Annotated in this window: 15 protein-coding genes, 1 tRNA gene, 1 other RNA gene and 1 pseudogene; 8 read left to right on the top strand and 10 right to left on the bottom strand. The window is 66.0% G+C overall.

The features are described 5' to 3' along the window. Positions 1–414 precede the first annotated feature (414 nt). From AB0C34_RS26460 to AB0C34_RS26450, 3 genes are all read left to right on the top strand, one after another. Positions 415–1,233 carry a hypothetical protein gene (locus tag AB0C34_RS26460; protein ID WP_357078380.1) on the top strand — a complete coding sequence of 273 codons (819 nt, stop codon included), beginning with the start codon at positions 415–417 and terminating at the stop codon, positions 1,231–1,233. Between the two features lie 87 nt (positions 1,234–1,320). Further along, positions 1,321–3,567 carry an MMPL family transporter gene (locus AB0C34_RS26455; RefSeq protein WP_357078377.1) on the top strand — a complete coding sequence of 749 codons (2,247 nt, stop codon included), beginning with the start codon at positions 1,321–1,323 and terminating at the stop codon, positions 3,565–3,567. Beyond that, positions 3,564–4,253 carry a TetR/AcrR family transcriptional regulator gene (locus AB0C34_RS26450; RefSeq protein ID WP_357078374.1) on the top strand — a complete coding sequence of 230 codons (690 nt, stop codon included), beginning with the start codon at positions 3,564–3,566 and terminating at the stop codon, positions 4,251–4,253. Before AB0C34_RS26455 ends, AB0C34_RS26450 begins: the two co-directional genes overlap by 4 nt. A gap of 204 nt (positions 4,254–4,457) precedes the next feature. Here the strand turns inward: AB0C34_RS26450 and AB0C34_RS26445 are convergent, their stop codons facing one another. Next, the gene (locus AB0C34_RS26445) at positions 4,458–5,312 is read right to left on the bottom strand and encodes a neutral zinc metallopeptidase (RefSeq protein WP_357078371.1); all 855 of its coding nucleotides are present in this window, start codon (positions 5,310–5,312) and stop codon (positions 4,458–4,460) included. Positions 5,313–5,634: 322 nt separating this feature from the next. On the opposite strand from AB0C34_RS26445, the gene AB0C34_RS26440 reads away from it, so the two are divergent. Next, positions 5,635–7,266 (top strand): DUF2207 domain-containing protein, encoded by a 1,632-nt coding sequence (locus AB0C34_RS26440; RefSeq protein ID WP_357078368.1) that lies wholly within the window; start codon positions 5,635–5,637, stop codon positions 7,264–7,266. A 63-nt stretch (positions 7,267–7,329) separates the two neighbouring features. Here the strand turns inward: AB0C34_RS26440 and AB0C34_RS26435 are convergent, their stop codons facing one another. From AB0C34_RS26435 to AB0C34_RS26425, 3 genes and pseudogenes are all read right to left on the bottom strand, one after another. Continuing rightward, a complete protein-coding gene (locus AB0C34_RS26435) occupies positions 7,330–8,601 on the bottom strand; it encodes an ROK family protein (RefSeq protein ID WP_357078366.1) in 1,272 nt (423 codons plus the stop codon). Positions 8,602–8,943: 342 nt separating this feature from the next. Then, positions 8,944–9,648 (bottom strand): annotated as a pseudogene (locus AB0C34_RS26430) (hypothetical protein). Positions 9,649–9,764: 116 nt separating this feature from the next. Continuing rightward, on the bottom strand, positions 9,765–10,340 hold the full coding sequence (locus AB0C34_RS26425; protein ID WP_357078363.1) for an HhH-GPD-type base excision DNA repair protein: 576 nt from the start codon (positions 10,338–10,340) through the stop codon (positions 9,765–9,767). Between the two features lie 219 nt (positions 10,341–10,559). On the opposite strand from AB0C34_RS26425, the gene AB0C34_RS26420 reads away from it, so the two are divergent. Both AB0C34_RS26420 and AB0C34_RS26415 read left to right on the top strand, forming a co-directional pair. Beyond that, a complete protein-coding gene (locus AB0C34_RS26420) occupies positions 10,560–11,366 on the top strand; it encodes a methyltransferase domain-containing protein (RefSeq protein WP_357078360.1) in 807 nt (268 codons plus the stop codon). Positions 11,367–11,374: 8 nt separating this feature from the next. Beyond that, the gene (locus AB0C34_RS26415; RefSeq protein ID WP_357078357.1) at positions 11,375–11,815 is read left to right on the top strand and encodes an SRPBCC family protein; all 441 of its coding nucleotides are present in this window, start codon (positions 11,375–11,377) and stop codon (positions 11,813–11,815) included. 53 nt (positions 11,816–11,868) lie between these two features. On the opposite strand, the gene AB0C34_RS26410 is transcribed toward AB0C34_RS26415, so the two are convergent. Continuing rightward, positions 11,869–13,158, bottom strand: a complete 1,290-nt coding sequence (locus AB0C34_RS26410) for an aminotransferase class I/II-fold pyridoxal phosphate-dependent enzyme (protein WP_357078354.1) — start codon at positions 13,156–13,158, stop codon at positions 11,869–11,871. A gap of 181 nt (positions 13,159–13,339) precedes the next feature. Beyond that, an RNA gene (gene ffs / locus AB0C34_RS26405) (signal recognition particle sRNA small type) lies at positions 13,340–13,434 on the bottom strand. A gap of 127 nt (positions 13,435–13,561) precedes the next feature. Between ffs and AB0C34_RS26400 the strand changes: the two genes are divergently transcribed. Beyond that, positions 13,562–13,646, top strand: a tRNA-Ser gene (locus tag AB0C34_RS26400). 368 nt (positions 13,647–14,014) lie between these two features. Here the strand turns inward: AB0C34_RS26400 and AB0C34_RS26395 are convergent. From AB0C34_RS26395 to AB0C34_RS26385, 3 genes are all read right to left on the bottom strand, one after another. Next, complete coding sequence (locus AB0C34_RS26395; RefSeq protein WP_357078351.1) at positions 14,015–16,627, bottom strand: LuxR C-terminal-related transcriptional regulator; 2,613 nt, start codon at positions 16,625–16,627, stop codon at positions 14,015–14,017. 346 nt (positions 16,628–16,973) lie between these two features. After that, the gene (locus AB0C34_RS26390) at positions 16,974–17,180 is read right to left on the bottom strand and encodes a hypothetical protein (protein ID WP_357078348.1); all 207 of its coding nucleotides are present in this window, start codon (positions 17,178–17,180) and stop codon (positions 16,974–16,976) included. Between the two features lie 272 nt (positions 17,181–17,452). After that, a complete protein-coding gene (locus AB0C34_RS26385) occupies positions 17,453–18,556 on the bottom strand; it encodes a CapA family protein (protein WP_357078345.1) in 1,104 nt (367 codons plus the stop codon). 344 nt (positions 18,557–18,900) lie between these two features. On the opposite strand from AB0C34_RS26385, the gene AB0C34_RS26380 reads away from it, so the two are divergent. Further along, positions 18,901–19,572 carry a hypothetical protein gene (locus AB0C34_RS26380; RefSeq protein ID WP_357078342.1) on the top strand — a complete coding sequence of 224 codons (672 nt, stop codon included), beginning with the start codon at positions 18,901–18,903 and terminating at the stop codon, positions 19,570–19,572. 73 nt (positions 19,573–19,645) lie between these two features. On the opposite strand, the gene AB0C34_RS26375 is transcribed toward AB0C34_RS26380, so the two are convergent. Beyond that, positions 19,646–21,304, bottom strand: coding sequence for a wax ester/triacylglycerol synthase domain-containing protein (locus AB0C34_RS26375; protein WP_357078340.1), 1,659 nt, complete (start codon positions 21,302–21,304; stop codon positions 19,646–19,648). Positions 21,305–21,603 lie beyond the last annotated feature (299 nt).

Genomic DNA, 21,603 nt, shown 5'->3' with positions numbered 1-21,603 from the left:
CCCGTCCCGGCGCTACGGCGCGGGGGTGAATCATCGACCATTGATGTGACATAGATCACTGCCGACGGAATGGCCGCTTCGGCGCCATTCCACGGCAAGCGAAATGGCAACGCCCGAGCAATTACAGATGGATGCCGACCGAACCGGGAGATTTACCCCCCATACCTCCACATGACGCGAGAAATACGGAGGTATACCCCGCTTTGTCCTGACTTTGTGGACATAACGAAACCGTCACCATGCATGACACGATGCAATCGTCTGGCTAACGTGGCAATCGGCAACTTCGGTAGCCAAACCTTCATCAGGTTGGTGGCCCCGGCCGGTCCCTCATCCCGACCGGGGCACAACCAACACGTTCGGCCTGTGGGTGACCAGCGCCAATTCCACACTTCCACCGGAGGAACTTCCACCGTGTCGTGTGACGACATCGCCGCAGCTTGGCTGTCGGGTACCGATTTCGCGGGCGATCACTGCGCCGTTTCCTTGTTGAGTCGCGCCATCAGCCCGGAAGACTTCGCGATCAAGCGTGATTCCCTGCCGGTGACCGCCGCGGCCGATCCGGCCACCGCCGCCGCCATCCTCGAGCTCCTCGAACGCGGTCAGGTCCCGACCATGGCCGCTATCCGCACCCTGACCGCCCAGAACGAGATGCGCCGCGAGGCCGAGCGCATCGAGCGGCTCGGGCGGCGCGCTCAACGCAGCATCGACGACTTCGGCCGGGTGCTGGCCAAACTCGCCGACTCGCACTGGACCGCGCACGGCATCGGCCCGACCCGCCGCGACATCCTGTGCTCCGAACAGATCATGGCACTGATCCACACTCGCATCGGCAGTATCGCGCCGTCGGCGCTCAAGCACCTCTGGTTGATCGAGCGGGCGCAGCGCGCGGGTTGGATCGCCTCCAATGCGAATCCGGGATCACTATGTGCCGCACGGCGTTTCCATGCCGCCCAGTACGGCAACAGAGTGTCACTTCGCCCGGTGAACACCATCGGCACCGCGGTCGCGACCTACCTCGGCGACTACCTGGACGAGCACGGCCGGCCGCCGCGCTGGTCGGTCGTCGCACAGGAACTGCGCGACGATCGGGGCCGCCGGATCTTCCACAACACCGCGGACGCCCGCGCCCAGCAACTGTGGTTGACTACCGCCGAGTGGGTGGCCATGCGCGACGACCTGCCGATTCCCGGGCGTAGAGGCCTGCGGGCGATCCGCAAGGCGCGTGCCTGACCCTTCATCGCGTACCCCTCGACGCGGCGGGTTTCATAGGTTAACGTCGTTATCATAACGACGTTAACCTAGCGATCGGAGCACCCGATGCTAACCCGGATTGCCCGATTCGCGACCCGATCACCCCGCGCCGTGCTCGTGGTCGCGATCGCGATCATGGTGCTGTGCGGCATCTTCGGCGCGACGGCGGCCACGCACCTGAAGTCCGGCGGTTTCACTTCCGCCGACGCCGAGTCCACCCGGGTAGCACGACTGATGGCCGACAACTTCGGCGGAGCCGCACCCAATTTCGTGCTGCTGGTCAGCTCGGACGCCGGCGCGGACGATCCCGCCACCAAAACGGCGGGCCTCAGGGTGGCCGACACTCTCAAAGCCCGCTCGGACGTGCAGGGCGTCCAGTCCTACTGGACCGCCCCACCCACCCTTGCCTCCGCGTTACGCAGCACCGACGGCAAGAACGCCCTCGTGCTCGCCTACCTCACCGGTGACGAGTCCCATGTCCAGCAGATCGCAGGCGAACTGACCGACCAACTCGCCGTGACCTCCGAGGGCGTGACGGTCCGCCAGGGCGGCATCGCCGCGATCTACCACGACGTGACCGAACAGACCACGCGCGATCTCGCGCTCGCCGAGGGCGTCGCGGTGCCGCTGTCGATGATCGTGCTGATCCTGGTGTTCGGCAGCCTGATCGCCGCCGCGCTGCCGCTGGCGATCGGTCTGTTCGCCATCGCGGCGACGCTGGCCATTTTGCGCCTGTTCACACTGTTCACCGACGTCTCGATCTACGCGCTGAACATGACGTCGGCCCTGGGGCTGGCGCTGGCCATCGACTACAGCCTGTTCATCGTGAGCCGCTACCGAGAGGAACTCGCTGCCGGCCTCGACCCGACCCGTGCCACTATCCGCGCCGTCCAGACCGCGGGGCGCACCGTGTTGTTCTCCGCGCTCACCGTCGCCCTCTCCATGGCCGTGCTGAGCGTGTTCGACCTGTATTTCCTCAAGTCCTTCGCCTATGCGGGCGTCGCCGTGGTCGTCGCGGCGGCGGCCGCCTCGATCCTGATCCTGCCCGCGGCGCTCGTGCTGCTCGGCCCGCGAGTGAACGCGCTCGATCTACGAGTCCCGCTGCGGCGCGTGCTGCGCCGGGACGCCCCCGCGCCGGGTCCGCAGGCCCCCGAGCAGACCCGCTGGTACCGGACGGTCCTAGCGGTGATGCGGCATGCGGGGCCGGTCACGATCGTCATCGTCGTGGTGTTGCTCGCGCTCGGCGCCCCCTTCCTCTCGATGAAGTTCGGTTATCCGGACGACCGCGTGCTGCCGATCAGCTCCACCAGCCGTCAGGTCGGCGACACGTTGCGCACCGAATTCCCGCAGGCCGACCCGGCCGCCAACACGACCATCGTGCTGGACGGCTACCGCGGCGACACCGCGACGATCGGCGGATACGCTGCCGAGTTGTCCCGGGTCGACGGGGTGCCCGCAGTGCTGTCCAGTGCTGGAATCTTTGTCTCCGGGGCTCGTCTCGCCGCGCCGCCGCCCGGAATGGCCACCGACATGGGGACATATCTCGTCGTCACCACGAAGCTCGACCCCTTCTCTCCCGCGGGTGACCGTCAGTTGCAAGCGATCCGGGCGATACCCGCGCCGGGACCTGCGCTCTATGGTGGCGCCGCGGCGATCAACACCGACTCGCTGGCCGCGCTGTCCGCCCGGCTCCCGCTCGCGGGCGGATTGATCGCACTGACCACCTTCGTCGTCCTGTTCCTGTTCACCGGGAGCGTCGTGCTACCCCTCAAAGCGCTTGTGCTGAACACGCTTTCTCTGGCCGCGGCCTTCGGCGCGATGGTGTGGGTGTTCCAGGAAGGTCACCTTTCGGACCTACTCGGGTTCACCGCGGTGGGCTACCTGGTGCCGACCATGCCGATCCTGATGTTCTGTCTGGCCTTCGGACTGTCGATGGACTACGAGGTGTTCCTGCTCTCCCGCGTGCGCGAGGAATGGCTCCTCTGCCACGACAACACCCGCGCGGTCGCCATCGGTGTCGCCCGCACCGGTCGAATCTTCACGGCGGCCGCGGTGCTGATGGCTATCGTGATCGGTGCCCTGATCACCTCGAAGGTGTCGTTCATGCAGATGATGGGTCTCGGTCTCACCCTGACCGTGCTCGTCGACGCGACGATCATCCGTGGGCTACTCGCACCTGCGCTCATGCGGCTGCTCGGCCCGGCCAATTGGTGGGCGCCGAAGCCACTGGCCCGCCTGCACGCCAAGATCGGTATGACCGAAGCCGACCGTACTGTCGATACTCGCGATCTCGAACCCGCGGGACGCGCATGATCAGGTCCGGCCGACCACGATCACCGCGCGGTTCCGGATCCCGACTGCGCGAAGAGATCCTGCGCGCGACGGCCGAACTGCTCACCCGCACCGGTCATGCCGACGCGGTGTCGATCCGCGCGGTGAGCGAGCTGGTCGGAGTGAGCCCGCCATCGATCTACCGGCACTTCGCGGACAAGGACGAGCTCATCGAAGCTGTCGTGGCCCAAGTGTTCGAGGATCTGGCCGACGCCTTGCGGACGGCCACCGATTCCGCGACCTCGCCGATGACCCAGCTGCGTGATCAGGGCATGGCCTATGTCCGGTTCGCCCTGGCACATCCCGAGCAATACCGGCTCGCGACCGCGCCCACCGACACCGGGGGTGCGATCGACCAAGTGCTCACCAGTGGCGCGTTCGAGCATTTCGCGAGGACCGTGCGCACGTGCATGGACGAAGGCACAATGGCCCCGCGCGACCCGCTGCCCATCGTGCTGGAACTATGGTCCGTCGCCCACGGCATCGCCTCCCTGCTGATCGCCAAGCCCTATCTACCCTGGGGCGATCGGGAAGCGGTCGCCAACCGGGTGATGGGCGCCGCGTGCATCGGATTCAGCGTGCTCGACCTGATCGGCGAAGACCCGCCGACGCCGGAAACGGTGACCATCTGGCTGGACCGCCTCCGGCGCACCGAGCCCCCGCCCTGATCCGGATTCCGCGCGTTTCGACCGCTCGACCGGCCGGATTCACTCGACGTGGTCGATGCGCAGTTCCGGTGCGGGTCACCTCGGCCGCCCGCACGGCCAGCAGGAAGCAGGAAGGCCGATTGCGTCTGGTGCCGGCCCGCGCGGTCGCCGTGATTGTGCTGTTCGCGCAGGTGTGTCGCAGGAACCGGCTGGACGGTCGCCGCGTCAGCCGACCGCGTCGGCTGACGCGGTGAACGTGTTGCACTGGGCCGCAAGGTTTTCGTCGAGACCGGTCTCGAACCACACGCCGCCGTTCTCGGATGTGCCGTGGTCGCGCATGTCGCCCGCCTGGTCGCCGCGACCGTACGCGTCCTTGCGGGCCACGGTGAGCTGCGGGTTCGTCAGCGATCCGCCACCGGCCGAGGACGACAGGTACATGCCGTCGAAACAGTTGGCCTGCAACTCGACTCGGCGTGACAGTTCCAACCCCACGGTGCTGCGCGGTCCCACATCGGCTCGTTCACTGTTCGCTTTGCGCAGGATGCCGGACATCGCCTGCACGTGGTGACCGTACTCGTGCGCGAATACCGAAAGGTAGACCACCCAATTGTCTTTGAAATAGTCGGTCTGTAGCTGGCTGATCGGCAGGTAGATGGTCTTGTTCGCCGGGCAGTAGAACGCGGCGAAGTTGCTGGTCGAACCGGTGCACGGCGTGGTGATGCCCGCCGTGGTCGCGCTGACATTCAACGCGGGTGGTTGGAACGGCAGATTCGCCTTCCCCAGCAGCGGTTTCCACGCCGCTTCCAGGCAGGAAGCGGCGGTTTCGAAGAACTTGCGCGCGACGTCCACCTGTGTACCCCACGCGGAGTAGGCGCACCGTGCCGGGACCAACGTCGCGTTCGGATTCGTGAGCAGTGGATTTCGTCCGGTCTCCGCGGGAACTGTCGCGCCGTCGGGTTGCGAGTCGAAGGTGAAGGTGGGCTGCGGCCCGGTAGCACCGCTATCGTTCCGTCCGGTCGAAATGGCGTTGCGCACAAGTCCTCCGGCGACGAGGACCACAATGATGATCAGCAGAGTCACCCACGTACCACCGCCACGATTGCGCGGTGGCGGATAAGGCCGACGACCGGGCGGACCGTACGGCATCGGCTGCGGCTGCGGGCGAAACGCCGGCGGCGGACCGTATCCCGCCGACGGGCCATAACCAGGCGGCGGACCATAACCGGGCGGCGGAGCGTACCCCGTTGGCGGACCATAACCGGGCGGAGGTGGAACCGGGCGCCCGCCATGCGGAACCGGTCCGTATCCGTACGGTGGTTGTGTCACGCCCCCGTACCCCCTCGTCTCAGTGATCGCCGACAGCCGCTGACGCAGAATAGCAAGCTGTCTAGAGTAGGCAGCCATGCTGACTTTTCGGGGGGGTGCCGTACCCGCGCTGCTTCTCGCCGCCGTGGGAATGCTCGCGAGTGCCCCGGTCGCTCATGCGGAGCCCGCACCCAGCGGCGTAACCATCACCGCCGATGTGAAACTCAGCCGCGAAGGCGTCCTCGAAGTGATCGAGCGGGTAGCTGTCCCGCCGGAGAGTTCGTTCCGGATGTCGCTCCCGTTGCGGCTGCAAGTGAGTGACAGCGCCGAGCAGATCTTCCGAGTCACCGACGTGGGTACCGAGGGTGCCGGCACGGCGACGGTCGCGAACGACCAGTTCACCATAGAGGCACGTCCCGGCGAGTCCACCTTCCAGTATTCGGTGCACAACACCGTCAGCGACGCGCCGGGCACCCAGATGTTCCATTGGCTCGGTGTGCTCAATACCGACATCGCCGCGATCAGCGCTTCGCTGATCAGCCCGAGCTTCGAAATGGGCATCGTCGATTGCACACTCGGTCCGCCCGGCAGTACTCGACCGTGCGCCGACGTCCGGATCGAGCCCGACGGTGTGCTCTTCCTCGAGCAGACCGACCTACACAAGGGCGACGCGATCGATCTGACCCTGCAACTCCCGCCCGGCACCGTGCCGAGCAACGCCGACGTGCGCGACAGCGGCCATACGGGGGCGTTCGGGGTCACCACGCCGGTGCTCGTCGCATTCGGCGCGCTACTGCTCGCACTGGCGGGCCTGGTTGGTTTCGTATTCTGGGCCCGGCGCCAGGACGCCGCCGCGGGCGCTGGTTCGGAGACGATCGACCCGCTGCTGCGGGAGGGCGACCGCGTACAGTTCACCTCACCCGAAGGGGTGCTGCCCGGCGAGGCGGGCCTACTGCTCGACGGGCAGGTCGACCCGGTCGACATCGCCGCCACCGTGGTGGATCTCGCTGTGCGCCGGTATATCTGGGTCACACCACTCGGCGATGCGGATTGGCGGATCAACCGGGTGAACACACCCGATGACCAGCTGCGCGACTACGAGAAGGCCGTTTATCTGGCACTGCTGCCCGAAGGCAGCAACGCGGTGACCGTCAGCGACCTGCGCAAGCCGGGCCGTGTGCAGTCTGGTTCGGTCCGGTCCGCCCTGCGCGCCGACGCGGTCGCCCGCGGCACCTGCACCGATCGCAGCCGCCCTGGCATCGCGGTGTGGCTGGGCGGCGCGCTGGTCGTCGCGGGCATCGCCTCGACCCTCGCCCTCGCGCTCACCGCGGGACATGCCCTGGTGGGTATTGCCATTGCGCTCGCCGGTGTCGCTGCCCTGCTGCTACCGAAGTACCTGCCGGTACGCACCGCGCGCGGGCTGGCACTCACCAAACAGATCCGCGCCCTGCAGCGAGGCTTGGAAGCCACTCGGCGCGAACAGATCCCGCCGATCGACCAGGAGACAGTGTTCTCCCGCGCCCTGCCGTTCATGGTGATCGGCGGCCGCGCCGACAACTGGATTCGCGCCTTCCGCGACCTCAACCCGTCCGCCGACTCCCAGCCCGGCCTCTACTGGTTCGGCGGCTTCGACCGCGAGCGGAACCTCCAGCGATTCGCGGGACACTTTCCGTTCTTCATCACCGCGCTGGAAGGTCTGTTCGCTACCGCTGGAGACCCGCACCGCTAGCTCCGCGGACGCACGGCGAGAAGGATGGTCGGCAGCTGTAACCGACCGCCCTTGTCGCATCGATCAGTCGGCCACCGAGGTTCGCCGAATCGCGGCAAGCGGGTCGGCATACAGGACGCTCAGCGAGGTGACCACGGCGGCGAACTCCTGCACCTTGCCGCCGAATCCGCTGATCCGGATGTCGGTCGGCGGCAGGGTAGAACTCTGATTGAACGCACGTGCCACATGTGCGATGGCCGGCCGGTAGCCGGTGAAGGCCTGGCCGCCGAGGATTACGCGATCCGGGTTCAGCATGTCCCGAACCATCGCCACGGTGTGACCGAGGATCGTGGCGCGCTCGACCAGCAGTTCGCGCGCTGGTTCCGAGCCCGCCTCCGCGGCGCGGTACAGATCCGCGATGGTAGATCCGGCGGTGCCATTGTGCGCCGGAATGATCCCGCGACCGACGGCTCTGGAGTGCAGCGACCGATCACACACGGTCACTTCCAGGCAGCCGCGCCGTCCGCACGAGCATTCGACATTCGACCCGGTGGGCAGGTGCGCGATCGAGCCGGGACCGTTACTCGGTGTGTGCACGCGACCATCCAAAGTCACCGCCACGCCGGCTGTTTCGCGGACATAGAAATACAGGCTGCTGCCGTTCTCCGCGCGAGCCTGATCGCGCCGGTCGGAAATCGACAGCAACAGCTCGGAGCCGGCCATCGCCTCGACGTGTGGCGCCACCGAAACCGGCAGCTCGAGCACTTCGCCGAGGACCGAACCAACCTGCGCGCCACGCCATTCCAGTTTGGGGTGGTCGACGACGCCGGTGAGCGGATCGACGCGGCCACCGATCGCCACGCCCGCCCACAGCGCCTTGCGCCGATGCCAGCGCTGCAAGAACGCCTTGGCGCTGCGGGCGACGGTGGTGGTGGCGAATTCCTGTCCGGTCTGCGGGGTGGCGATGGCGAGGCCGCCGAGAATACGTCCGCGCAGATCGGCCGCGACGATCTTGGTGACCGCGGCGCCGATGTGGATGCCGATGGTCAGATAGGCCTCGTGGTCGATGTCGAACGGAACCCGGGGGCGCCCGACCGCACCTGCGGCTGTCAGGTCGGGTCGCTCGCGCAGTAGACCGACGGCCAACAGCGCCGACACCTGGCGATTGACCGTCGCGATGCTCAAACCTGTTGCGCGCGCGACATTGTCGCGTGAAACAGGTCCGCCGGTTGCGGAGCGTAGGACCGCGGCCGCCGGGTTGTCGGCGATGCGTAGTTCGGGAGCGATCACAGGGCGCTGAACTCGGGCGCGACCGGTAACCCTGGAGACGGATCGTTCAAGGGTAGGAACAGACATTGTGCAGATCCTTGCTGAAGTCCCGTATTCGAACGGGACGTGCCTACATGGGCGACGAGGCAGCAAACGAGCTGGAAACCCAGCTCAGCCGCAGCAAGAGACGCAACACAGCTCGCGTGTCAATGGCAGCCGCAGACCCAGCGCGGCGGTCACATAAGCGACCCGCAGGGTGTTCGATCGCACGGCAGACATGTCGATAAAATTAACACCGATATCCGCGACGCACCAAGCCCCGACTCGCGGTTGTGTGCATACGCACATTGTTTACCCCTGCGACAACATACGAGAAAACCCTGCCAGATCATGGGGGGCGGCCGTGCGCGATCTTTCTCCGGCGAAGGCTTACTTCGGCGTGACGAACGTCTGATCGATCGTGGTGAGGTACTGAAATCACCGCACCGATCGCCACAGGTGCGGTCACCAGCAACTGCCCGGGCGGGGTGCCGAGCGCGCCGACCGCGATGACGCCACCGATACAGCCGATCACCGCCCCGGGCAGGAACGCGCCGAACAGGCCGACGATCGCGGCGGCGGACACGGTGGCACCGGCGATGCCACCGAGGACGCAGCCGACGGCCGCACTGGTACGGCCGCCGACGAGCGTGCCGATGGTCGCTCCAGCGGCGATCGTGCTGGTCGGACGGGTCCAGGCGGCCACATCGCGGTCGCACTCGCTACGGCGCCTTGTCCTCGAAGGGCAGCGCGACCGGCTGATGAACGGCGCGCTCCCAGTCGAACACCGGGGTCGGTGTCGTGGTGTGTCCGGAAATTAGTGCGGCGATGGGGAATTGGAAGTCGTCCCATCGAAACGCTGCGGAGTGGCCGCGAGCACGATGCTGTTGGACGCCTTCACCTCGAGCGCATCATCCTCGACCACCAACGAACCTGCGTCGGTTTCGATGACCGCCTTGGGATCGTTCACCTGCGCGGTGAAATCGATTGCGCCCTCGCTGTTCTCCGCTGTGGGCGCGGCACCGGCGGTACCGCGATTACTCTGGTCACCACCGTAACCAGCGCCGCGGCCACCTCGAACTTCCTCATCCTCATGTCTTGCCATCCCGCATCTCAGGTCGAGCCGTGCGAGCAAAGCATCGAACAGAAATTCCTGAAGAACGAGAAAATACGCAGGGGGATTCCAAAAACCGCGAATTACCGCAGTCGCGCTACTTCGCTTTGGCCGCTGCTTTCGCCTGTTTCTTGAATTCCCGTACTTGCGCGAGGGATTCGGCATCCGTCACATCCGCGACCGACCGACGTGACCCCTCCTCGCCGTACGCGCCTGCCGCCGCACGCCAGCCGTCCGGCCGCACACCGCGCTGCTTGCCGAGCAGCGCGAGGAAGATCTTGGCCTTCTGCTCGCCGTAACCGGGCAGGTCCTTCAGGCGGCGCAGCACCTCGGTACCGTCCGGGGCGCCGTCTGTCCAAATGTTCTCGGTCTCGCCGTCGTAGTTCTCGATGACGTGCCGGGCCAACTCCTGGGCGCGCCGAGCCATCGATCGGCCGTAGCGGTGGATGGCCGGTGGAGTCGCGGCCAAGTCCTCGAACTCCTGCGGGTCGGCCTCGGCGATGCGTTGGATATCGAAGCCGCCCATCCGGTCGGCGATCTTCTTCGGGCCACGGAAGGCGTGTTCCATCGGATACTGCTGGTCGAGGAGCATCCCGAGCAAGGTGGCGAAGTGGTCCTCGGTCAGTAATTCGTCCGCCTCGGCGTCTTGCGCCAGGCAAAGTTTGCGACTCATCGCTTACCTCCTACTCCCGTGATCGTGCACTCCGAATGAGAGAGATCATCTCATTGGCGCCGACTAGCCGACCGCGCCGGCTTATCAAACGCACCGATCGAGAGTGACTCGAATCACATACCGTACGCGCGAGTAGTCAACTCCCCGCGTAGGCTCCAGGCCATGCCTCAGACGACGGCGACGCCGCCCGCCACAATGGCCAGGGATGGACACGGGCCCATGAATACCTACGCTGCGCGCCCCGATCGGTTCGACCGGGCAGGCCAAGACCAGCTCGTCGACGTGCGCGACCTACAGGCCGCGCTGCCCGGCATCCGCCGACTGCGCACCTGGGCGCACGAAGCGCTCGCGCTGCGGCCCGGGGAAAGTGCGGTGGATATCGGCTCCGGCACCGGCACGGAGGTCGTTGCCTTCGCCGAAGCGGTCGGTCCGAACGGCAGCGCGGTCGGCGTCGAGCCGGACCCACACCTGCTCGCCTCCGCGGAACGCCGCGCCGCCCAGGCCGACTCCACGGCCAAGTTCCACTCCGGCGACGCCTATGGTCTGCCGTTCGGCGCGGACAGCTTCGACGCCGCGCTGTGCGAGCGCGTCTTCCAGCACCTGACCGCCCCCGCCCGCGCGGCCAACGAGATCGCGCGCGTGCTGCGACCCGGCGGACGCGTCGTCGTGGTGGACAGCGATTGGGGTACCGCGATCGTGCATCCCGGCAACCGGCAGGTCGTCCGCGAGGTGGTCGACACCCTGGTGTCGGCGACGACCAATCCGCTGTCCGGGCGTCGCCTCCCCGGCCTGCTCACCCAGGCCGGTCTGGTGGTCGACGATATCGGCTCACACGCCTTGGTTCAGGATCGCAGCGTCGGTGCGGGATCGCTGGTCAGCAGGATCTCGGCAATGGCGGTCGCGCGCGGCGTGATCACCGAGGCACAGCGTGATCGCTTGCTCGCCGACCTCGAGGCGGGAGCGGCCAGCGGCGACATCCACCTCTCGGTCACCATGTTCGGGGTTCTCGCACACAAGCCGCGCTGAATCGGCCGATGGCCGTCGACGTGCTGACGGAGGTCACGATCGACCGATCGCGCGAGCTGGTCGCGGCGTTCGCCGGCAACCCGACGAACGCTCCCGTCTGGTACGCCCGAATCTGCGGCGTGACCTGGCAGACCGACCCACCGCTGCGCGTCGGTTCCCGGATGGTGTTCGTCGCCCGTTTTCTCGGTAGGAGACTTGCCTATACCTACGAGGTTGTCGACCACACGCCCGGCGAGCGGCTGATGATGCGCACCGTGGCGGGACTGCCTCCGCGGGAAACGACCTACACCTGGGCAGACACTCCCGGGGGCGGCACCAGGATGACGCTGCGCAACCGCGGCGAACCGGGCGGATTCGGACAGTTCGCCGCGCCGATACTGAAAGCGGTGATCCGGCGCGCGAACCGCGTCGACTTGGCGCGGCTGAAAACGCTGCTGGAGACCGAGTAGCACAGCGCCCGGCACGGATTTCCGTGCCGGGCGCTGCGCTAGTCGGTCTCCGTTTACCTACCGAGCAGCTTCTCCGACGCCGCGAGCAGTACACACGTGGCCAGGCCGTCCATCGCCTTCTCCAGCTCAGGCAGCTTCGGGAAGCTCGGTGCGATCCGAATATTCTTGTCTTCCGGATCGTTGCGGTTCGGGAAAGCCGAGCCCGCCGCGGTCAGCGCGATGCCGGCATCCTTGGCCAAGGCGATTACCCGCGCCGCCGTGCCCTCCAGCACGTCGAGGCTGATGAAGTAGCCGCCTTTCGGTTCGGTCCACGACGCCACCTTCGACGCGCCGAGCCGGTCCTCCAGGATTTTCAGCACCAAGGCGAACTTCGGCTCCAGGATCGCGCGATGCTTCTGCATGTGGGCGCGCACGCCATCGGCATCCCCGAAGAAGCGCAGATGACGCAGCTGGTTGATCTTGTCCGGACCGATGCTCTTCTTCGACGCGTAGCCCAGGTACCAGTCGAGGTTCGCCGTGGAGCCACCGATGAAGCTGACGCCCGCGCCCGCGAAAGTGATCTTCGAGGTGGAGGCGAACACGAAGGGACGGTTCGGGTTACCGGCCGCGGCGGCCAAGCCGAGCACGTCGATCACCGGCGCCGCGGTATCGGTCAGCGGGTGCACCGCGTAGGCATTGTCCCAGAGCAGCCGGAAATCAGGCGCCGCGGCGGGCATCGAAACCAATTCCCGAACCACGTCTTCGGAGAAGACGACACCGGTCGGGTTGGAATAGTTCGGCACCGCCCACAGACCTTTGATCTGCGGGTCGTTCGCCAGCAGTTGGGCGATGGCGTGGGTGTCCGGGCCATCGTGGCGCATCGGGATCGGAATCATGTCGAAGCCGAGCGCCTCGGTGATCGCGAAATGACGGTCGTACCCGGGGGCAGGACACAGGAACTTCAGAGTGCCCTCCGCAGCCCAGGGGCGCTCGGAATCGTTGGTGCCGTGCAGCATCGCGTAGGTGATCACGTCGTGCATCAGCTCCAGGCTGGCGTTGTTGCCGGCGAGTAGGTTGTCCACGGGGATGCCCAGCAGTTCACCGAAGATCGCGCGCAGTTCCGGGAGACCGTGCAGGCCACCGTAATTGCGGCAATCGACGCCGGTACCGTCGCGATAGTCGCCGGCACCGGGCAGCGTCAACAGCGCGGCGGAGAGGTCGAGTTGTTCCGGTGCGGGCTTGCCCCTGGTCAGATCCAGCGTGAGCTTCTCGGTCTGGAGCGTCGCATAGTTCGCGGACTGGATCTCGTGTTCGGACACGAGCTCCTCGTGGCTCATCAAACCGATCTGCGTTTGCCGGGGCATCCTGGGCAGCCTTTCGAAGCAGCGAAGGGGTTGGGTTGGCCGGACCGATGTGCGGCAGCGGCCGAACAGGTGTCTGTGCGGACGCATGCGCATCCGCGGACGCTGTTCACGTTACCCGTACGTTGCTCGGAATTGGAGGCGCTATTCGACCGCCGGCTATCGGCCGGTGCGAGCCCTCAAAAAAAGGGGACCCCGCGCACCCGGCAGAGCCCGTTGACCCTTGCTGCCTTCCGGCCCTGGGGGAGTTCACAGGATGCGCGCCGCGCGGGATCCGTTGGCCAGTGTAGCGGCTTCCGGGCAAAACCCCATCCTCGGGGAGGCCCCCCTCACCCGACCTGGCAGTTCTCCCGGTCCCCCGGGGGCATTTGGCGAGCAGAGGGGGGCTACCGGTATGCTGCTGCACGGAGGATTCGCCTAGTGGCCTATGGCGCTCGCCTGGAACGCGGGTTGGGTTAACGCCCTCAGGGGTTCAAATCCCCTATCCTCCGCATAGAAACCTCTGATCGGGGGCGGTGTTTTCACTGCCCCCGATCGGCGGTCTATGGACCGTCTGAGGGGATGTCGGCGCATACGACTGGCGCAGCCTCTGAAGGTGATGAATTGCCGAGTATGAGAATTCGCGACTCCCTGCAAGCACCGCAAGGGATTCCATCGGATACCCCGTCGATCTTCCCGAGTTCGTCGCGTGCCACCCGCGATCAGCCCTGGCGAAAACCGCCCTTCGCGTAGCTGATCCGCCCTGCCGGCGCCTGCCGACCACCACCGACGACTACCGCACGGCCGGCTGAATCCGCCGCGCGGGTGCCGCCACGAGCGGTAGGTCGGATTCCGCGACATCAAGGTCGATACCGGCCGATCACCGCGACCTCGGCCCATATGGTCGTCGCCTGCTGCGGTCCGGCTGTCTGGTCGCCTCTCGCCGAACCGAACCGAGTTGGCCTTCGGGAACGAATCCGATGATGTCTTCGCGGGAGGTGATGATCAGTTTGTGGAAGATCTTGGCCATCTGTGCGTCGATGGTCTTGGAGGAATTGCCACGGTAGGCCGCGATCGCGGTGTTCGTCCATCCTGCCGCGGCCAGGGTCGCGACCTGCTGCTCGGCGGCGGACAGTTCGTCCCAGTGTGCTGACGTGGCCGTCGTGACGGGGCGGTCCAGTGGCATCGTGCCGATCGACAGTGTGCCCAGCGCCAAGCTCTGCACCTCATGCAGGTCGGGACGTAATGAGCACCCCTGCCGATAGGCGGTGGCGAACGCCCCGGGCCTCAGCACCCGCCGGGCTACATCGATCGCCTTGTGGTTCTCAGCGGCCAGGACCGCGAGATCGTCCAAATCGAGACTCAACCCCGCTCGCAGCGTTGTGGCCCCGCCGGCGAGTTGCGCGATCTCGATGGCCATCGCGTCGAGCCGACCTGGGTCGGTACTGCCGGCCGCGGTCGAATCGGTGATGATCTGCGCCAATGCCCACGTTCGGATATTCACCGCCATCGCTGCGCCCAACACGTCGAGCGCGGCTACCTGGTGGGCCAATGTGGTGCGGCCGAGCGACAATGCCTGCGCAGGATCGCCGTGTTTGGTCAGCGCGATCGCCCTTGCCATCTCTGCCCACGCCTTCGCCCACCATCCGGACGCGCTCGCATGATCGAGATGTCGCCGGGTGACCTCCAGGGCCTGCTGGGTCGATCCGAGCATGCTGGCGCACAATGCCTCGTACAGTTCGCTTCTGGCCTCGCTACCCGGCTCACCGAGAAGCCGGAACTTCTCGCGAGCCCGTGCCAATACGGTGAGGGCGCTCGAGTCGCGATGGGTGAACCCCAGAGTGGCTCCCCACAGGAATTCGACGGGAGCCGGGAGGCCGATGTCGGTGTTCGGGGACTGCCGCCAGTTCTGTCGGGTGTTCGGGTCACCGATACAGGCGGCTACACATTTATCCAGCATTCGGTCGATATCCGCAGTCCTTCCCTGCAACATGGAAAGCCACCCGAGCAAGGTCATCGCGGAAATATGGAGTTCGGTCGGCTGTGGCGTCCAGTCATCAATGACTTGCAGTGTGCGCTCGGTCCAGCGGCGTATCTCTCGGGGTGAGTCCTTGCGGAGCGGGAACACGATCAGCCCTGCGGCGATCTCCAAACCAAGCGCCGGCTCACCCGAGGTCAGGCTGGTCTCGATCGCTGTCATGATGTTGTCCCACGCCCCGTGGGCCCAGTTCTGATCAGCGGGAGCGAACCAACTCAACTGCAACTGAACGACTCTGTCGCGATAGTATCGGCGGTGCCGCCGGGCGAGCCGAGCTGGTTCGTCGACCGCACCGGTGCAGCGTTCCTTCAACCGCTGTTGGGCGAATACTCGAATGCTTTCCAGCAACGAGTACCGCACCTCGGACGCCGAGATGTGCCGGGTGACCAACGACTGGTCGGCGAGCCGTTCGAGCAGGTCTTCGATCTCTTCGGTGGCCACGGTCACGGCTGGCTTTCCGTGTTCCGAATCCTGTCGGGCTGCCGGATCATCGGCGCAGACCACCTCGATGGCTGCCAGATCGGCGCCGATGTCCAGGGCTGAACTGGTCGAGTTGGTGTCGTCTTCCGGGTTGGTGTCGTATCCAGCGGCGAAGACGGACATGCGCTCCAACAGCAGCCGTTCCTTGTCCTGGCACAAGTCATAGGACCAGGCGATGGCATTGCGGACTCCCTGGTGTCGCGGTTCGGCACCCACCCGAGGCCCATGCGACCACTGCATCCGTTTGTCGGTCGCCTCTCCGGACAGTTCCTGCAGGATCATGGCCAATGGCTGCCGCAGTAGCCGCCCCGCGGCCAACCGGATATACAGCGGATGGTTGTGCACATGACGGCAGATCAGGTCGGCTATCGCCACGTCATCGGTCTCGGTGATCAGATGGTCGGTGAGTACGGCGCGCTGCCGGAACAATGTCAGAGCTTGCTGCTGTGTCAGCGGGGGGAGGGCGACGACGTGCTCGTCTACCCACCCGATCGGTTCGCGGCTGGTCGCCACGACGGTCAATCCCGACACCGCCTCGAGCAATTCCGTGATCAATCGACCGGCGCTGTCGAGAACATGCTCACAGTTGTCCATCACCAGCACGGTATGTAGTGCCCGGCCCTCCGAGTCCGTCCTGGTCAACGTATCGACCAACCCCTCCCACCCGGACCGAGCGGAGCGGTCGGCATCGACCACCGAACGCGCTATCTCGCCCTCGATCGCGGCGATATCGCACCCAGCGGCCAGCCGCGCCAATCGCACCCAATACACCGGTGTGCCGCTGGTCTTGTGGAATCGGCCGAGGGCCTCGGTAGCGAGTCGCGTTTTGCCGATCCCGCCCGACCCGATCAATGTGATCAACCGCGCCGAACCGAGCAGCAGGGTAGTGATCTTGTCCAGCTGCGGACCGCGACCAACGAAATCACCCGTTGCCGCCACCAGCCCCCTGGCACGTTCTCGGCGCATCGCCGACATAACATCCGAGCGTAGTCGTCCGGAGACATCGCTGATCACCGCAGATCACCCGATCACGCGGATCCGACCGGCGCGATCAGACAAATCGGTACCCAGAGGCTCGCGATCTGCGAAATCGGCCGACCCCGACCAGCGCCGCTCGTCGAGCGAGAGGGTCTGTGCGCGTCACTGGTGTCAGCGCACGTGCCAGGGGTCAGCGGCGGACGGGTGCGCTCGTTCTGCTGTGTCCGCCGCACCGACCGCCTGGCACGCTCGACGCATGTCTACCGCGGTGCGCTGATCAGGTCTCGCTACTCTGATGCCAGCACATCGCGCGGCGCCAGTGCTCGAACGCCTTGTCGACGGTTCACGTCCACAGTCCGCGACATGGCAGCGGCGGCCGACTATCGCGCAGTTCGTCATCGATCGTGACATCCGCGCCGACCTTATGGGCGACCGCGGCAAACCGGTCGGCCACCTCGCGGTCGTCTTGGTAGTCCAACTCCAGCGACGGACGCGCGAACCGCACCCGGATATGGCACAGCCCCCGCCGCAATGCGCTCACGCCGCTCATCGGCGTCTCACCTCAACCGCGATCGTCGGCCTGGCAGATGAGCCGGCGGCACACCGCACCTGCCCACCTGAGCGTCCGCGTGGCATCCGTTGATCCTTCCGATCATGAAACACAACTCGACAATGAGAAATACTCGGCCAATAGGCGTGCCGTCTCGCATCGGCAGATACCGAGGAAGTACCTATGGCGGCTACCTAGCCGGAAGGCGGATGCGTTCACTCCGCGTGGATGACCCGGGCGGATCTGGTTCGTGACCGGCATGTACCGCCAGCTCAGCGTCGTGCGACGCCGCACACCAGAGGTAGGTCGTCGGGCCGCGGTGTGACGCGGGTGCCGAAACCACGGCTGATCTGCTCGATCGTCTCGCACAGCCATCGGGATTCGCTGCGCGCCGCCGATTCCAGGCGCATGTGCCGTACCCGCAGCGGAATCATGCGCACCTCGACGTCACCGGGATCCATGGACACCAGATACAGCAGATGAAGATCGCTGCGATACCGCTCGTGACCACCGATTCCCTCGTAGTCGTCGATGACATCACCGCAGCCGTACAGAATAGGTTTACCCCGATAGATCTCGATCGGCCGCGGATGGTGTGCCGAATGGCCGTGCACCAGGTCCACTCCGGCATCGATCAACCGATGTGCGAACTGCGTCTCACTCGGCGCCACCTCGTAACCCCAGTTGGGGCCCCAGTGGATCGAGACGATCGCGATATCGCGACTACCCTTGTGCGCCAGCAGCTGTGCCGCCACGTCCTCCGCGGCACCAGCGCCCGGCGAAGCACCGACCCGCCACAATCCGGGTCGACCATGATCCGCCGCCCAGTACGCCGGAACCCCACTCGATCCTGCCGCGACCGCGGCGATCACCACCCGGCGCCCGTCGTCGAGAACGGATATCGCGGGGGTTCGGGCGTGGTCGAGATCCGCTCCCGCGCCAGCCCGGTGGACGCCCGCCGCATCGAGCGCTCCGACGGTGTCCGCCAGCCCGTCTCGGCCGAAATCGAGAATGTGATTGTTGGCCAGCGCGCACACGACCGGTGCGATCACGGTCAACACCGGCAGGTTGTCCGGGTTCATCCGATAATGGATACCTTTGGCTGGAGCGAATACCCCATCGGCGGTGATCGCGGTTTCCAGGTTGATCAACCGCACCTCTGGGTCGACCTGCGCAAGGATCGGCAGGACATCACCCCACGGCCACCGGAAGTCCACGGGCCGGGCGAACGGACCGTGCACACGTTCGGCCAACTCCACATACGTCCGCGCATCATCGACCCAACGTTCGTGCAGCATCGCCCGGCCAGGATGCGGCAGGATCTGGTCCACACCCCGCCCCAGCATGACGTCGCCGCCCAGCAGCACCGTCGTCATACCACCATTGTCGATCCGTTGGGTAGCTGGTTCACCTGCGAAAAAGAATCGTTTCAAATCTTCTGTTCGGCGCAGTGCCGCAGGTTGGTACTGTTTCCAGGCGCGGAGCGGGCAATCGGCACCCTCATGGTGGCGTCGGAGGATCCAGATCGGCTACCGGCACTCTGCCGGTGTCATATCCCGTTCCGCGACGATTGAGACCGCGCGAAGCCAGGTCATGGGCCGAAATCTTGGACGAAAGCGGCTCCACCGTTCGACACGCATACCTCCGCGAAAACACCATGATTCGACGCCGGGGCCGATCGATACTGTGCCAGTGGCGATCTCGATGCGATGATCTCCCCGTGACTCAGTGGCTTCCGCTCCTCGCCTCCCTCGTCGTCGCGGTCGCGGCGTTGGTCGGCGTTCTTGTCAACAACCGCACGAATCGCGCGGCAGTCAACGCCGCGGACGAGCGGAGCCGGGTCACACTCGACGCCGCAGACGAGCGGAGCCGGGTCACACTCGACGCGGCGCAGCGGAATGTGGAACTGACGAACACGGCAGCGGGTCGCCGCGAACACGACATGTGGCGGCGCGAATCCGTGTTGGCCGCAGCCTCTTCGGTGGTGTCGACCTCCGCCGATGTCCGTCGACAGCTGTTGGCCTGCGACCGCTGGGATGTCGACGAGCTGGATCCGATCAGCCAGGACGTGCTCCAGACGATCTCTGCGGCACGGGAATTCATCAGCAGCCTCCGCGTGCTCGCGCATCGTAGGGTCCCGAATCGTTGCGAGGACCTGATGCGAACCCTCACCGCCGCTCTGAATATCACCGTGCAGCGGCGTCGGATCGAGCTGGACAGCGAGGCCACCGGGGAGGAGATCGCGGAGATTCAAGCACTGTGGTCGAGAGCAATCGAGAACACCGTCGAGGAAGAACGTTCCGTCATCAACGCAACCCGGGTAGACCTGGAAATCAAGATCTCCGCCGATCTCCATTCGCCGACCTCCGAACCGACCCTCGCGCGAGCTTGATTCGCCGCTGTTCGCACCCCGAAGGTCGCTGCTCCCGGAGTATGCACGGCACCCCTGCTGCCGTGTCGCGCGTTCAGTGGGCGGCGGCGACCTCGTCCAGCGCCGAGGCGAGTAGAGCTGTGTAGAAGTCGACGTCGGCGAGAACTGCCGGGTCGGAATGCACGGAGATGGTGACCGTATCGCCGAGGCCGTGGACACCATGTGTGAGGTGCATGACCGAGCCGAGGGCAGGGAATCCCGCGCTGAACCGGACGCGGCCATCACCGAAGGTGAGATCGGCGGGGCCACGGTGGACGCTGGAGACAACGGTGTGGCCAGCGATCGAGTCGGGGACGGTGTCGAGGGGATAGCGGTCGATGTCGCGGCGCAGCAGTGGAGCGGGGACGGTTGCGGTGACCCGATCCTGCGCGGACAGCAGCGGGTGCCGCGCGCGGAGGCGGCGCGCGGTGAGCGCCGCGGCGATCTTGTCGGCGCGCCGGCGCAAATCCGGCTCATCGACGAACAGGTCCACACCGAGGCTGCGGTAATTGTTGCGCGGATCGCCCTCCCGCCCGATGGACAGCTCCGGCAGCGCCATCGGTACCTGAGCACCCAGACGCAGCGCCGGTTCACCCCGATGCGTCAGATATCGACCCAGCGCCAGCGACACCGCAGTCAGCATGACAACGGTCACGGTGCGCCCGGGGATCCGCATGCTTTCGGCCGAACGCACGATCATCCGCGCCTGATGTCGCTCGACTCCGTGCGCCGTAGTTCGATTCACCGCACTCGGCGCGAACTCCGGGCCCGGCGGCGGCAATCGACCGGTATCGGTCAAGTGCGCCAAGCGACGCTGCGCCTGGAAAGCTTGATAGCCGCGCACGGAAGTCGACGCCAGACGGACCGGTAGACACAACAGACCCAGCGCCGAATCGATCAATGCCCCAGTGCGGCATGTCGATCTTCCGATCGCTTGCCGGCGAGCCGACACCGCGGAGCCGATCACCAGTGCACCGGCGACCGCCACCGAGCCGACCTGACGTCCCTGAGCAAACAACGGGGACATCGCTTGCGTCGGTACGACGCCGCACCGTCCGGCGGCGCCTGGTTCCGGCCGATCGTCCACCACTGTGGGATCGACACCGTCCGCACCCGCCGCGCCGCCGCTACCTCCAACCACTACGCGCTCAGCACCCACGCAACCGCGCGAATCGTGCGCGACCGCCTCGGCGATACCGTCGCCGCCTGGCACAGGCCGGCGGTCGCACCCGTCCGCCACCTGCGGCTCAGTGAACAACGCACGCGCGATAGCCGACGCGCGTCGTCCATCGGCCAGCGCGTGCGACATCTGCAAAACCGCGACCAAGGCGGGTCCCTTCCCCGCGCCCGGCGCGTCGACGATCCCGCGGAATACGTGCAACCGCCACGGACGCACGGCCGCGTCCATCCCGGTGCCGAGCACGTCCCCGAGTACGTCGAGCAGATGCGACCAATCGGGCTTCGCCAGTCGATGCTCCACGAATTGCTCGGCAGTGAATGCGCAGGGCACCCAAGACGGGTAATCGAGATCTGCGGGCAGTTCGCGGAGCCGGACCCGCAGATCGACGATCCGTGCGCTGCGTTCGGCGACCGAGGCCCGCAGTTCCTCGGTCGGTCGCCCACCGTCCGTAAAGCAATACAGCAGAAACTGGTCGTTGCGCGTGCGCTTCGACAGCCAGTAGATCATCGCGTCCTGCGGTGCCATGGCGCTCACACGTGGACGATAGCGACCATGATTTCGGCGTGATTCGTCGACGCCGAGAAATATGGATGATCTTGTTCCACAATTCACCACAGCAACCCCTCGATTCGACTCGTTTCTTCTGCTACCGTCCGTAGTAGAACGGATAGCACTCTCACCAGGGCGGGGTGTCGACCATGACTACCCAACTAAGTCGCACAATTGGTGCACAGGCCAATGAGGCGGATGAGCGGTATCGTGCCGCGGCGTTCGTCAAGCGGTCGATCAACAAGGTCTTTCCGACGCATTGGTCGTTCTTGTTGGGTGAGATC

This window comes from Nocardia sp. NPDC049220 (assembly GCF_040647855.1).
Lineage (GTDB): Bacteria > Actinomycetota > Actinomycetes > Mycobacteriales > Mycobacteriaceae > Nocardia.
The sequence above is the reverse complement of the archived record's forward strand: the minus strand, read 5'-3'. Positions and strand labels throughout refer to the sequence as shown.

Coding starts and splice junctions, on each gene's coding strand:
- AB0C34_RS26410 (WP_357078354.1), bottom strand. CDS start 13,158: ATGCCCCGGCAAACGCAGATCGGTTTGATGAGCCACGAGGAGCTCGTG.
- AB0C34_RS26395 (WP_357078351.1), bottom strand. CDS start 16,627: ATGTCGGCGATGCGCCGAGAACGTGCCAGGGGGCTGGTGGCGGCAACG.
- AB0C34_RS26420 (WP_357078360.1), top strand. CDS start 10,560: ATGAATACCTACGCTGCGCGCCCCGATCGGTTCGACCGGGCAGGCCAA.
- AB0C34_RS26455 (WP_357078377.1), top strand. CDS start 1,321: ATGCTAACCCGGATTGCCCGATTCGCGACCCGATCACCCCGCGCCGTG.
- AB0C34_RS26390 (WP_357078348.1), bottom strand. CDS start 17,180: ATGAGCGGCGTGAGCGCATTGCGGCGGGGGCTGTGCCATATCCGGGTG.
- AB0C34_RS26415 (WP_357078357.1), top strand. CDS start 11,375: ATGGCCGTCGACGTGCTGACGGAGGTCACGATCGACCGATCGCGCGAG.
- AB0C34_RS26385 (WP_357078345.1), bottom strand. CDS start 18,556: ATGACGACGGTGCTGCTGGGCGGCGACGTCATGCTGGGGCGGGGTGTG.
- AB0C34_RS26425 (WP_357078363.1), bottom strand. CDS start 10,340: ATGAGTCGCAAACTTTGCCTGGCGCAAGACGCCGAGGCGGACGAATTA.
- AB0C34_RS26440 (WP_357078368.1), top strand. CDS start 5,635: ATGCTGACTTTTCGGGGGGGTGCCGTACCCGCGCTGCTTCTCGCCGCC.
- AB0C34_RS26450 (WP_357078374.1), top strand. CDS start 3,564: ATGATCAGGTCCGGCCGACCACGATCACCGCGCGGTTCCGGATCCCGA.
- AB0C34_RS26435 (WP_357078366.1), bottom strand. CDS start 8,601: ATGTCTGTTCCTACCCTTGAACGATCCGTCTCCAGGGTTACCGGTCGC.